11 protein-coding genes are annotated in these 12,623 nt (G+C 71.3%); 6 read left to right on the top strand and 5 right to left on the bottom strand.

Annotated features, from left to right (window positions below; all coding sequences use genetic code 11):
• Positions 1–14: 14 nt before the first annotated feature.
• From O7634_RS24485 to mshC, 3 genes are all read left to right on the top strand, one after another.
• Positions 15–596, top strand: a complete 582-nt coding sequence (locus O7634_RS24485) for a DUF3090 domain-containing protein (RefSeq protein ID WP_278152473.1) — start codon at positions 15–17, stop codon at positions 594–596.
• Positions 593–1,411 (top strand): SCO1664 family protein, encoded by an 819-nt coding sequence (locus O7634_RS24490; protein ID WP_278152474.1) that lies wholly within the window; start codon positions 593–595, stop codon positions 1,409–1,411. Before O7634_RS24485 ends, O7634_RS24490 begins: the two co-directional genes overlap by 4 nt.
• A 66-nt stretch (positions 1,412–1,477) precedes the next feature.
• On the top strand, positions 1,478–2,716 hold the full coding sequence (mshC, locus tag O7634_RS24495; RefSeq protein ID WP_278152475.1) for a cysteine--1-D-myo-inosityl 2-amino-2-deoxy-alpha-D-glucopyranoside ligase: 1,239 nt from the start codon (positions 1,478–1,480) through the stop codon (positions 2,714–2,716).
• Between the two features lie 387 nt (positions 2,717–3,103).
• Here the strand turns inward: mshC and O7634_RS24500 are convergent, their stop codons facing one another.
• Entirely contained in the window at positions 3,104–3,895 is a 792-nt protein-coding gene (locus O7634_RS24500; protein ID WP_278152476.1) for a GntR family transcriptional regulator, read from the bottom strand.
• Between the two features lie 125 nt (positions 3,896–4,020).
• Positions 4,021–4,890: a PAC2 family protein gene (locus O7634_RS24505; RefSeq protein ID WP_278152477.1), complete on the bottom strand. Its 870-nt coding sequence runs from the start codon at positions 4,888–4,890 to the stop codon at positions 4,021–4,023.
• Positions 4,891–5,151: 261 nt separating this feature from the next.
• On the opposite strand from O7634_RS24505, the gene metH reads away from it, so the two are divergent.
• On the top strand, positions 5,152–8,667 hold the full coding sequence (metH, locus tag O7634_RS24510; RefSeq protein ID WP_278152478.1) for a methionine synthase: 3,516 nt from the start codon (positions 5,152–5,154) through the stop codon (positions 8,665–8,667).
• A 43-nt stretch (positions 8,668–8,710) separates the two neighbouring features.
• Here the strand turns inward: metH and O7634_RS24515 are convergent, their stop codons facing one another.
• The 3 genes from O7634_RS24515 to O7634_RS24525 are packed head-to-tail and all read right to left on the bottom strand — an operon-like array spanning position 8,711 to position 10,630.
• On the bottom strand, positions 8,711–8,953 hold the full coding sequence (locus tag O7634_RS24515; RefSeq protein WP_278152479.1) for a hypothetical protein: 243 nt from the start codon (positions 8,951–8,953) through the stop codon (positions 8,711–8,713).
• A gap of 8 nt (positions 8,954–8,961) precedes the next feature.
• Positions 8,962–10,119 carry a site-specific integrase gene (locus O7634_RS24520; RefSeq protein WP_278152480.1) on the bottom strand — a complete coding sequence of 386 codons (1,158 nt, stop codon included), beginning with the start codon at positions 10,117–10,119 and terminating at the stop codon, positions 8,962–8,964.
• Positions 10,106–10,630 (bottom strand): helix-turn-helix transcriptional regulator, encoded by a 525-nt coding sequence (locus tag O7634_RS24525; RefSeq protein ID WP_278152481.1) that lies wholly within the window; start codon positions 10,628–10,630, stop codon positions 10,106–10,108. The genes O7634_RS24520 and O7634_RS24525 overlap by 14 nt, the downstream gene beginning before the upstream one ends.
• Before the next feature lie 149 nt (positions 10,631–10,779).
• Here O7634_RS24525 and O7634_RS24530 point away from each other — a divergent pair, with 149 nt between their 5' ends.
• Positions 10,780–10,965, top strand: coding sequence for a helix-turn-helix domain-containing protein (locus tag O7634_RS24530; RefSeq protein ID WP_278152482.1), 186 nt, complete (start codon positions 10,780–10,782; stop codon positions 10,963–10,965).
• Positions 10,966–11,106: 141 nt separating this feature from the next.
• The gene (locus O7634_RS24535; protein WP_278152483.1) at positions 11,107–12,621 is read left to right on the top strand and encodes a DnaB-like helicase N-terminal domain-containing protein; all 1,515 of its coding nucleotides are present in this window, start codon (positions 11,107–11,109) and stop codon (positions 12,619–12,621) included.
• Positions 12,622–12,623: the final 2 nt, after the last annotated feature.

The raw sequence follows: 12,623 nt of genomic DNA on the forward strand, positions 1-12,623 counted from the left end.
ATAGGGTCGTGGGTATGACGCACCAGGTGCACGCCTTCGAGCCGCCCGAGCGGTTCGTCGCCGGGACTGTCGGGCCGCCGGGGGAGCGCACGTTCTTCCTCCAGGCCCGCGGTGGCGGCCGGCTGGTCAGCGTCGCGCTGGAGAAGGTCCAGGTGTCCCTGCTCGCCGAGAAGCTGGAGGAGCTGCTCAGCGAGGCGCAGCGCCGCTTCGGCGTGGACGTGCCCGAGCTGTCGCCGGTGATCGGCGACAACGAGCCGCTGGACACTCCCGTCGACGAGGAGTTCCGGGTCGGGACCCTCGGGCTGGCCTTCGACGTGGACACCGCGACAGTGGTGATCGAGGCGATCGCCGCCGGTGAGGTGGAGTCCGAGGTCGAGCTGGGCGACGAGGACGACGAATCCGACGACGACGAGGACGACGAGCCGGACGAGGACCTGGACCGGCTCCGGGTCCGGCTCACCCCGCAGGCGACCCGCCAGTTCATCGAGCGGGCCCGGCGAGTGGTCAACGCGGGCCGACCGCCGTGCCCGCTCTGCGGCCAACCGTTGGACCCCGCCGGGCACCTCTGCCCGCGGCACAACGGTTACCACCGGTGACCTCGTCCGGCCTTCAGCCTCGCCAGGACGGCGACGCCGCGCTGCGGCTGCTCCGCGACGGCGCGCTCGAACTGGAGGGTCGGCTCGTCGACGCGTCCAACACCACGCTGCGCGGCATCCTGACCCTCGGTGAGCTGACCGCCCGCTGCGTCTACAAGCCGGTCCGGGGCGAGCGGCCGCTCTGGGACTTCCCCGACGGCACCCTGGCCGGCCGGGAGGTTTCGGCCTACCTGGTCTCCCGGGCCACCGGATGGGACCTGGTGCCTCCCACCGTGCTGCGCGACGGCCCGTTCGGCCCCGGCTCCTGCCAGCTCTGGATCGACGAACCGGAGGACGCCGAGCCGCTGGTCGGGTTCGTGCCCGCCGAGGAGGTGCCGCCGCGCTGGTTCCCGATCGCCGCCGCCCGCGACGACGACGGCGCCGCCTACGCGCTGGCGCACGCCGACGACCCCCGGTTGGCCCGGCTCGCGGTGCTCGACGCGGTGCTCAACAACGCCGACCGCAAGGGTGGGCACGTGCTGGTCGGCGCCGACGACCGCATCTACGGCGTGGACCACGGGGTGTGTTTCCACGTCGAGGACAAGCTGCGCACGGTGCTCTGGGGTTGGGCCGGCCGGGAGTTGCCCCCGGACGCGGTGGAGATGCTCGACACGCTGGCGGGCCAGGTAGCCGGGTCGCTCGGCGCGGAGCTGGCCGACCATCTGACGATCAGCGAGGTGGAACGGGTCGCCGCGCGGGTCGACCGGCTACGGCTGACCGGCCGTTTCCCCCAACCGCCCGAGGAGTGGCCGGCCATGCCCTGGCCGCCCATGTGAAACGTTGTCATCTTGATCACCCGTGGGGTACTCCGGCGGCCTCACCCCGCTGGCTAGGCTGAGTCCATGGAGTCTTGGGCGGGACACGAGGTGCCACGGCTGCCGGGCCGGGGCGAGCCACTGGCGTTGTACGACTCGGCGCGGCAGGCCGTCCACCCCAGTGCGCCGGCAGACGCGGGCAGCATGTACGTCTGCGGCATCACTCCGTACGACGCCACCCACCTCGGTCACGCCGCCACCATGATCACGTTTGACCTGGTGCAGCGGATGTGGCGCGACGCCGGCCGCCCGGTCCGCTACGTGCAGAACGTCACCGACATCGACGACCCGCTGCTGGAACGGGCCGCCCGCGACGGCGAGGACTGGGTGGTCCTCGCCATGCGGGAGACGGCCCTGTTCCGGGAGGACATGGAGGCGCTGCGGATCATCCCGCCGGCGCACTACGTCGGGGCTGTCGAGTCGATCCCGGACATCACCGACAAGGTCGAGATGCTGCTCAAGGACGGCGCCGCGTACCGGCTCGACGACGGCAGCGGCGACGTCTACTTCGACATCTCTGCCACGCCCCGGTTCGGCTACGAGTCGAACCTGACCCGTGAGCAGATGCTGGAGATCTTCCCCGAGCGCGGCGGCGACCCCGACCGGGCCGGCAAGCGCGACCCGCTCGACCCGCTGCTGTGGCGTGGCGCCCGCGAGGGCGAACCCTCCTGGCCGGGCGGGGAGCTGGGCCCCGGTCGCCCCGGTTGGCACATCGAGTGCGCGGTGATCGCGTTGAACCTGCTCGGGGACCGCATCGACGTGCAGGGCGGCGGCAACGACCTGCTCTTCCCGCACCACGAGGCGTCCGCCGCGCACGCCGAGCGGCTCACCGGCGAGGCGCCGTTCGCCCAGCACTACGTACACGCCGGCATGATCGGGCTGGACGGCGAGAAGATGTCCAAGTCCCGGGGCAACCTGGTCTTCGTGTCCCGGCTGCGCGCCGACAAGGTCGACCCGATGGCGATCCGGCTGGCGCTGATCTCCGGGCACTACCGCAGCGACCGCACCTGGACCGACGACCTGCTCACCGCCGCGCAGGAGCGCCTGGACCGCTGGCGGCGGGCCGCCGCCGCGCCCGCCGGGCCGTCCGGGGCCGAGCTGCTGGCCGAGGTACGCGCACGCCTCGCCGACGATCTGGACACCCCCGGAGCGCTGGCGGCGGCCGACCGCTGGGCGGAGGCGGCCCTGGCCGGCGCGACCGACGACCCGCAGGCCCCGGAACTGTTCGCCCGCACGGTGGACGCCCTCCTCGGCGTCAAGCTCTAGCCCTACCACCCTCCACCGCCCCGCCCTGGGTCTTGCGCGCCCGGGCCTCGCGCGCCCGGGTCATGCGCGCCCGGGCCTCGCGCGCCCGGGTCTTGCGCGCCCGGTCTCGCGCGCCGGGGCCTCGCGCGCCCGGTCTCGCGCGTCGGGGCCTCGCGCGCCCGGTCTCGCGCGTCGGGGCCTCGCGCGCCCGGTCTCGCGCGTCGGGGCCTCGCGCGCCCGGTCTCGCGCGTCGGGGCCTCGCGCGCCCGTTCCGCGCGTCGATCTTGCACTTTCTGCCCCGACAAAAAGTGCGAAGCATTATATAAGGCCGACCGCAAGTGCAAGATCGGCGGGGCGCGGGGCGCGGGGCGCGGGGCGTGGGGCGTGGGGTGCGGGGTGCGGTGGGGGTCAGCCGAGGACCAGGCCGGGGTCGGGGTCGGCGTCGGGGGTTGGGGCGGGGATCTTGTACTCCTCGGTGAGGGTGGTCATCGGGCCGGGCCAGGTGGCCTGGGACACCTCGATCGGCTTGCGGTTGGCGTCGTAGGCGACGTGCAGCAGGTGCAGCACCGGGGTGTCCGGCCGGATCTGGAGGGTTTCCGCCTCCTCCCGACTGGGCTGGCGGGCGCTGATCGTGTCGGTGGCCGAGACGTACCGCCGGCCGGTGGCCTCCTCGGCCTCCTGGTAGAGCGGCCGGCCGAAGGCCTCGGCGCGCTCCAGCGTGGTGCCGGCGGTGTCGCGGGGCAGGAACCAGGACGCGCCCACCTCGACGGGGGAGTCGTCGGTGCGGACCAGGTGCCGGCGGCAGAGCAGGTCGGTGCCGTCGGGCACCCCGAACGCGTCGGCGACCTCGGCGGGGGCGGGGGACCGGCCGACCGAGACGAGTTGCTGACGGTATCGGGCGGCGAGGTCGGTGTGGTAGCCGCGGAAGCCGCCGTACCGGCCCCGGGAGAGGCGGTTGAGTCGGCGGCGGGTGCCCCGGACGTACGTACCGGAGCCGGGTTTGGTGATCAGGATGCCCTCGACCCGCAGCTGGTCGACGGCGCGTTGCACTGTCTGCTTCGCGACGCCGAACATCTCGGCGATGGCCGGGATGGACGGCAGTCGTTCGCCGGGCCCCCAGTCGCCGCGGCGGACCTGGGCCTTGAGCTGCGCGGCGATCTGTCGGTGGGGGAACTCGGCGGCCCCGGGATTGATCTGCACACCCGCCTCCTTGATCACATCTAGGTTCCTAGGATGCCTTAGAGGGTGTGTCGGCCGCCACCCGGACACACCAAAACGGGCCCCTGGACCAGAGGAGATCCGAGGGCCCGTTTTCGGCGCAGGTGTTACCAGGAACCGGCGGTGGGGCCGGCCGAGCCGCCCCGACGGCGCAGGTACTTCTCGAACTCCTGGGCGATCTCGTCACCGGTCAATGGGGTGATGCCCTCGTCGCCGACCCGTTCCTCCAGCTCGCGGACGTACTCGCCGAGCTCGGCGTCCTGCTCCGCGGCGCTGCGCACCCGCTGCTCCCACTCGGCGGCCTCCTCGGCGAGGTCGGCCATCGGCACCGGCAGGTCGACGACCTCCTCGACGCGGTGCAGCAGCGCGAGGGTGGCCTTCGGGCAGGGCGGGTTGTTGGCGTAGTGCGGCACGTGCACCCAGAACGAGACCGCGTCCACCTCGGCCCTGGTGCAGGCGTCGTGCAGCACGCCGACGATGCCGGTCGGCCCGTCGTACCGGGTGGGGGTGAGCTGGTAGCGCTCGGCGGCCTGCGCGTCGGAGGCGCTGCCGCTGATCGGCAACGGTCGGGTGTACGGAACGTCGGCCAGCAACGCCCCGAGCAGCACCACCCGTTCCACCTCCAGGCTGTGGCAGATCTCCAGCACCTGCTCGCAGAACGTCCGCCACCGCATGCTCGGCTCGATGCCGCGGATCAGCACCACGTCGCGGTCGGTGCCGTCGGGGCTGGCCACCATGAACCGGGTTGTCGGCCACTCGACCCGGCGGGTCTCGCCGTCGGCCATGGTGATGGTGGGCCGGCTGACCTGGAAGTCGTAGAAGTCCTCCGGGTCCAGCTCGGTGATCTGCCTGGCGTTCCAGACCTGCTCGAGGTGCTCGACGGCGGCGGTGGACGCGTCGGCGGCATCGTTCCAGCCCTCGAACGCGGCGATCGCCACCGGGGACCGCAGCACCGGCAGTCCGTCGAACTCGGTCACGCCGTCACCTCACAGTGCTCGTCGCGGCTGGCGCCGGGACCGCGCCCGGTCGTCATGCCGTCCGGCACGGTGGCGTCCCTGTTGTCCTTCACGTCCGCCAGCCTACGTGCCGGGCCGGGGTGCGGCCGGTCGGCCGCGCCGGTCGGGCGACCCGGCGGACGGTCATACACGAATGAACCGGACATCGTGATCCCGGTGACACAATATGGGATCGCGTGCGGAGGGTCGTTCGGCGCGGTGGGGGCGCACTAACCTGAACGGGTGCGGACTTCGTTGATGGATGTGCTGGCCGATCGGATCCTCATCGCTGACGGCGCGATGGGCACCATGTTGCAGGCCGCTGACCTCACGCTCGACGACTTCGACGGCCTCGAGGGGTGCAACGAGATCCTCAACGTCACCCGGCCGGACGTGGTCCGCGGAGTGCACGAGGCCTACCTGGCGGTCGGCGCGGACTGCGTGGAGACCAACACCTTCGGCGCCAACCTCGCCAACCTGGCCGAGTACGACATCGCACACCGTATCCGCGAGTTGTCCGAGGCGGGCGCCCGCATCGCCCGGGAGGCCGCCGACGCGGCGAGCACGCCGCAGCGGCAGCGGTTCGTGCTCGGGTCGATCGGGCCGGGCACCAAGCTGCCCACCCTCGGGCACGCCGACTACGCGACCCTGCGGGACGCGTACCAGGAGAACGCCGCCGGTCTGGTGGTCGGCGGCGCGGACGCGCTGATCATCGAGACCTGTCAGGACCTGCTCCAGGTCAAGGCGGCGGTGGTCGGGTCGAAGCGGGCGATGGCCGAGCTGGGCCAGTCGGTGCCGATCATCTGCCACGTGGCGGTCGAGACCACCGGCACCATGCTCGTCGGCAGTGAGATCGGGGCGGCGCTGGCCGCGATCGAGCCGCTCGGCGTGGACCTGATCGGGCTCAACTGCTCCACCGGTCCCGCCGAGATGAGCGAGCACCTGCGCTACCTGTCGCAGCACTCGCGCATCCCGCTGTCGGTGATGCCGAACGCCGGCCTGCCGGTGCTGACCGCCGACGGGGCGTACTTCCCGCTGACTCCCGTGGAGCTGGCCGAGGCCCTGGAGCGGTTCATCTCCGAGTACGGGGTGGGCCTGATCGGCGGCTGCTGCGGCACCACCCCGGAGCACATCCGGGTGCTGGCCGAGCGGCTGCACGGCGCCGTCGCCCCGGCGCGGGAGCCCTGGCACGAGGCGGGTGTCTCCTCGGTGTACCACCCGGTGCCGTTCGCGCAGGACGCGTCGGTGCTGATGGTGGGGGAGCGGACCAACGCCAACGGCTCCAAGGCGTTCCGGGAGGCGATGCTCGCCGGTGACTGGCGGGCCTGTGTGGAGATCGCCCGCAGCCAGGCGCGCGACGGTTCGCACCTGCTCGACCTGTGTGTCGACTACGTCGGCCGGGACGGCACCCAGGACATGCGGGAGCTGGCCGGCCGGTTCGCGACCGCGTCGACCCTGCCGATCATGTTGGACTCCACCGAGCCGGCGGTCGTCGAGGCCGGCCTGGAGATGCTCGGCGGTCGCTGCGTGGTCAACTCGGTGAACTTCGAGGACGGCGACGGCCCGGAGTCGCGGTACGCCCGGATGATGCCTATCGTCCGCGAGCACGGGGCCTCGGTGGTGGCGCTGCTCATCGACGAGGAGGGGCAGGCCCGCACCCGGGAGTGGAAGGTGCGGGTCGCCGCGCGGTTGATCGACGACCTGACCGGCCGCTGGGGCATGGACCGGGCCGACATCCTGATCGACGCGTTGACCTTTCCGATCGCGACCGGGCAGGAGGAGACCCGCCGCGACGGCGTCGAGACCATCGAGGCGATCCGGGAGATCGCCGCCCGCTATCCCGGCGTCAACTTCACGCTCGGCATCTCGAACATCTCCTTCGGGCTGAACCCGGCCGCCCGCCAGGTGCTCAACTCGGTGTTCCTGCACGAGTGCGTGCAGGCCGGCCTGACCTCGGCGATCGTGCACGCCAGCAAGATCCTGCCGATGTCGAAGATCCCGGACGAGCAGCGCGAGGTGGCCCTGGACCTGGTGTACGACAGGCGACGCGAGGGCTACGACCCGGTGCAGCGCTTCCTGGAGCTGTTCGAGGGTGTCGACGTGACGAGCGCTCGGGCCAGCCGGGCGCAGGAGTTGGCCGCGCTGCCGCTGGACGAGCGGCTCAAGCGGCGGATCATCGACGGTGAGCGCAACGGCCTGGAGACCGACCTGGACGACGCGATGGCCGGCGGCCGGTCCCCGTTGTCGATCATCAACGACATCCTGCTGGACGGCATGAAGGTGGTCGGCGAGCTGTTCGGCTCCGGTCAGATGCAACTGCCGTTCGTGCTCCAGTCCGCCGAGGTGATGAAGACCGCTGTGGCGTACCTGGAGCCGTACATGGAGACCACCGAGGACGGCGGCAAGGGCCGCATCGTGCTCGCCACGGTGCGCGGCGACGTGCACGACATCGGCAAGAACCTTGTCGACATCATCCTGTCCAACAACGGCTACGAGGTGGTGAACATCGGCATCAAGCAGCCGATCAGCGCCATCCTGGAGGCCGCCGAGGAGCACCGTGCCGACGCGATCGGGATGTCCGGTCTGCTGGTCAAGAGCACTGTCATCATGAAGGAGAACCTGGCCGAGATGGCCACCCGCGGGGTGGCGGAGCGCTGGCCCGTCCTGCTGGGTGGGGCGGCGCTGACCCGCGCGTACGTCGAGGACGACCTGCGGGCGATGTTCCCGGGGCAGGTGCACTACGCGCGGGACGCGTTCGAGGGTCTGTCGCTGATGGACAGGGTGATGACCGCCAAGCGCGGCGGGGCGCCGGTCGTCGACCCGGAGCGGGAGGCGGCGCTCGCGGCCCGTCGTGCCCGCCGGGAACGGCAGCGCACCATGGTCACCGAGTCGTTGCCGGAGCTGCACGACTCGTCGGTCCGCTCCGACGTGGCGGTGGACGTGGAGGTGCCCACCCCGCCGTTCTTCGGCACCCGGGTGGTCAAGGGTGTGCCGATGGCCGACTACGCGGCGCTGCTCGACGAGCGGGCCACGTTCCGGGGGCAGTGGGGGCTCAATGGCGCCCGGGGTGGCAACGGTCCCTCCTACGACGAGCTGGTGGAGACCGAGGGCCGCCCGCGTCTGCGGTACTGGCTGGACCGGCTGATCGCCGACCAGGTGCTCGAGGCCGCGGTGGTGTACGGCTACTTCCCCGCGTACTCCGAAGGCAACGACCTGGTGGTGCTCGACGAGAACGGGCACGCGGAGCGCGCCCGGTTCTCGTTTCCCCGCCAGCGGCAGGAGCGGCGGCTCTGCCTGGCCGACTTCTTCAAGCCCAAGGGCGACCAGCTCGACGTGGTCGCGTTGCAACTGGTCACCGTCGGTCAGCCGGTCAGTGAGTACGCGGCGAAGCTGTTCGCCCGCAACGAGTACCGCGACTACCTGGAGGTGCACGGGCTGTCCGTGCAGTTGACCGAGGCGCTCGCCGAGTACTGGCATCGGCGCGTCCGGGCCGAGTTGACCCTGCCCGACGGCCGTCCGCTGGGCCACGACGACCCGACCGATCTGGCCGGCCTGCTGCGCAACGACTACCGGGGCTGCCGGTACGCGTTCGGCTACCCGGCCTGCCCCGACCTGGAGGACCGGGCGAAAATCGTGGACCTGCTCGGCGCGGATCGGATCGGTGTCGAGCTGTCCGAGGAGTTCCAGCTCATGCCGGAGCAGGCCACCGACGCGATCGTGGTGCACCACCCGGAAGCCAGCTACTTCAACGCCAAATAGAGTACACGGGTGGCGCACGGTCGCTGACCTGCGAGAACATCAGTCACGCTCCCCGGCTTGGGCGCATCGTGGGCACATCACCCACGAGACGCGCCTCGATCTCGTCGAGCGACGCCCCCCGCTCGGAGGGCTGCGTCGTGCTGCTGCCCGACTCGATCAGCCAGTACAGCCCGAAGTCGAGCGCCCGGGGATCCCGACGCCGCGACTTGATCAGGGCGAGGCCCTGCCGTTCAGCCATGCGGCGCAGCCGGTTCTCCCGGACCTTGTCGGTGGCGCGTTCACTCATGCCCGTAACTATACCGGAAGTGATGCCGGAGTCAATGCCTGAGGCGATGCCACACGACGGAAAGCGTCGTCGATCGCCTGGCGTGAACGGTCGTCGTCGTCCGGCCACAGGTGCGCGTACACCCGGAGGGTCATCGACGCGTCCTTGTGACCGAGCAGCTTCGCCACGACCTTCGGACCAAGACCGGCCCGGATCAGCAACGACGCGTAGAAGTGCCGCAGATCGTGTTGCGTCGCCTCGGGCACGCCGGCCGCCCGGCGGGCCGGGTCCCACACGTCGGCGTTGAAGGCGCTCCGGAGCAGCGGCTGCCCGGCGGCGTCGGTGAACACGAACCGGGCCATCCGGCGTACGGGCCGCTTCCCGGTCACGTCGAGCACCTCGACCTCTTCGGCGGGGAACTCGGCCAGGTGCGCGGCCAGCTCGTCGACGACCACCTGGCCGACCGGGACCGTCCGGTGGCTGTATCGGTTCTTCGGTGGGCACACCTTCACCCCGCCGCCGGCGGTGGGCTGGACCTGCTGGCTGACGGTGATCTCGCGGCGCAGGAAGTCGATGCCGGGCACCTCCAGGCCGAAGATCTCGCCCTGCCGTAGCCCGGATCCGGCATCCGCCGCGATCAGCCCGCGGTACCGATCCGGAACGGCGGCGGCGAGTGCGTCGACCTGGTCGAGCAGCAGGGGCACCACCTCGGCGAGGGGAAGCTCCGGCAGCTTCACCCCGAGGCACGGGTCGTGACCGATCGCCCGGTCGCGGATCGCCGCGCCGAAGATGGCACGCACGGTCGCCCACACCGGCCGCACCGACGACGGTGCCAGGTCGAGCGAGGTCACGAACGCCTGTAGCTCGCTGTTGCGGATCGCCGCCATCGGGCGGTCGCCCAACCGGGGGTAGACGTGGCAGTGGAGCTGGCTCTTCGTGCGGCTGGCGGTGTTCTCCCGGTGCACCGCGGCGGCGCGCCACGCCTCGCCGTACTCCCGCAGCGTGGTCCGGCCGAGCTTCGGGTCGATGTACGCGCCGGTGGCCAGCTGGTGCTCGACCTTCGCGCGGTGCCGGTCGGCGTCGATCTTCTTCGCGAAGCCCTGCTTGCGCTGCCGGCCGGCCTCGTCGCGCCACCGCACCACCCACGGCGTCTTCGTGCGGGTGGCGTCCCGCTCAACGCTCGCCACGGTCGCCAGTCCCGCCGACCGTGAACAGGGCGATGACCCGGGCGCTGTTGGACACCATCGGCAAGAACTGGCCCGCCGCGTAGTCGCGGGCGATGCTCTCGCGGAAGTCCTTCGAGAGGCCCAGGCGCCCGCTGATGATCTCAGCGATGGTCTCCCGCTGCATCTCCGACTCCGCAGGCGAGACCTCGGAGTAGAAGACCCGGTCGTCCTGCCCCGGCAGCGGAACCATGCCCCGGAGCCAGTCCCGGACGTGCAGCGGTCGAACCGTCGCGGAGCCATTGGGGACCACCTGGTAGGTGTCGTCCATCTCATCCGCCACGGGCGTGAGCAGGTTGATCGGGGCGACGTTCAGCGCGTAGGCCAGGGCGAACGCTTCCTGGACGGTGACGAATCGCCGACGCCCGGTCTCGAAATTGGCGATGACGGTCTTGTCGAACGGGACGCCGAGCTCGCGCATCCGGTTCGCCAGCTGCTCGGCGGTGATGCCCTGTCGTGTCCGGATCTCCTTCACCCTGCGCGCAACTACAGATGTCGGAAGGTCTTGAGAGCTTGCCATGGGAGCAGGTTACCGCGATGTGTTGACAAGCGCCAGGGGTTGACGAAGACTGCGAGGAGCAACGATCTTGCTCAGCAGATACGTCTACTTGCTCAGGAGACAATATGAAGCGTAGGCCGCTGGCGTCGGCCACGGAGGTCAGCGACTACCTCCAGGTCCCGGTTGCCACCCTCCACCAATGGCGCCACAAGGGCACCGGCCCGAAGTGCTCCAAGGTGGGCCGGTGGCTCCGGTACGACTGGGCGGACGTCGACGCGTGGCTCGCCGACCAGGCCAAGGCGAGCGCCTGAGGTGGAGCGCAAGGAACGGGGGGAAGGTTGCCGGCGGTACGGCGGATGCCGACCGGATGCGCGATGCCCGGAGCACCACGTCGACGTCGACCCCGAACCGATTGGCGAGCTGATCCGCCGGTTGGCGCTGGGGCGGGCCGAGTGACCGCGACCTTGACCGAGCCCACGTCGGCGAACACCGACCCGGTCGTCGAAGCCGAGCGGTTCGTCATCGGGACCGCCCTGACCGAGATCGACCACACCCCCGGCGCGGACGAGCTGACCGCGACGGACTTCTACCTCGGCCGGCACGGCATCATCTGGCGGGCCATCACGGCCGCCCGGGCCGCCGGCGAGCCCACCGACCCCGTCGCCATCGGCGACCGGCTCGGCCCCGGCGACCTCAAGCGCATCGGTGGCCTGAACTACCTCGCCGAGTGCTCCGGCGCCGCGATGGGTCCGGGCACCGTCCCGCACCACGCCGGGATCATCCGGACCGCTGCCCGCCGACGCCGCCGCGAGCGCCTGGTCATCGAGGCCGCCCAGATCGCCGGCAACGACGAGCTGTGGGAACGGCGCGCCCCCGCGCTGCTCCAGGAACTCGCCGGCCAGCCCGACGAGGCCGCCAACGCACCCCGGCGCAGCTGGAAACCCGTCGACCTCACCGCCGTGCTCGCCGGCGAGTACCAGCCGCCCCTGCCCACCGTCGGCCGCCGCGGCGACGGCGTCGGCATGTTCTACCCCGGCCGGCTGCACACCATCGCCAGCGAGTCCGAGGCCGGCAAGACATGGCTGGCGCTGCTCGCCGTCCGCGCCGAGCTGGAGGCCGGCAACGCGGTCGTGTACCTCGACTTCGAGGATGACGAGGGCGGCGTCGTGGGCCGGCTGATGGCGATGCAGGTCAAGCCGGCGCTGATCCGCGACCGGTTCGCCTACTTCAAGCCCGACGAGGCGATCGGGTCGCTGGGCAACCGCGAGGACCTCGCCCAGGCGCTCGGCGACCTGCGGCCGACCCTGTCGGTGCTCGACGGTGTCACCGAGGCCATGTCGCTGCACGGGCTGGAGATGAAGGACAACACCGACATCGCCGCGTTCGGCAAGATGCTGCCCCGGTGGATCGCCGACCGGGGACCGGCGTCCGTCGCCCTGGACCACGTCACGAAGAGCGCCGAGGGCCGCGGCCGGTACGCCATCGGCGGCGTGCACAAGCTCAACGGCCTCAACGGGGCGGCGTACACCCTGGAGAATCGGCGCCCGTTCGGCGTCGGCCTGACCGGCCGCTCCACCGTGCAGATCACCAAGGACCGGCCCGCCCAGCTGCGTCGCCACTCGCTGCCCGGCCGTGAGGGCCTGTTCTGGTTCGGCGACCTGGTGATGACCTCCCACGAGGCCGAGTTCGTCGAGCTGACCCTCGACGCTCCCGTGGCCAGCCCGGACACCGGCCTGCGACCGACCGCCGTGATGCTCAAGGTGTCCAGGATCGTCGCGGACAACCCCGGTGGCCTGTCCAAGAACGCCATCGAGAACATGGCCGGTGGCAAGGCCGCCATGGTCCGCACCGCCCTGGAGCTGCTCGTGAACGAGGGCTACGTGCTCCAGAGCAAGGTCGGCGCGGCGTTGGTCCACTCCCACATCAAGCCATTCGTGATCGAGGCCCTGGAGGCCCCTGATGAGTGATG

The organism is Micromonospora sp. WMMD1120 (assembly GCF_029626235.1).
Classification (GTDB): Bacteria; Actinomycetota; Actinomycetes; order Mycobacteriales; family Micromonosporaceae; genus Micromonospora.

Bases quoted from the DNA above. Each gene is read 5' to 3' on its own strand.
- O7634_RS24530 (WP_278152482.1), top strand. From the start codon at position 10,780: ATGAAGCGTAGGCCGCTGGCGTCGGCCACGGAGGTCAGCGACTACCTC.
- mshC (WP_278152475.1), top strand. From the start codon at position 1,478: ATGGAGTCTTGGGCGGGACACGAGGTGCCACGGCTGCCGGGCCGGGGC.
- O7634_RS24515 (WP_278152479.1), bottom strand. From the start codon at position 8,953: ATGAGTGAACGCGCCACCGACAAGGTCCGGGAGAACCGGCTGCGCCGC.
- O7634_RS24485 (WP_278152473.1), top strand. From the start codon at position 15: ATGACGCACCAGGTGCACGCCTTCGAGCCGCCCGAGCGGTTCGTCGCC.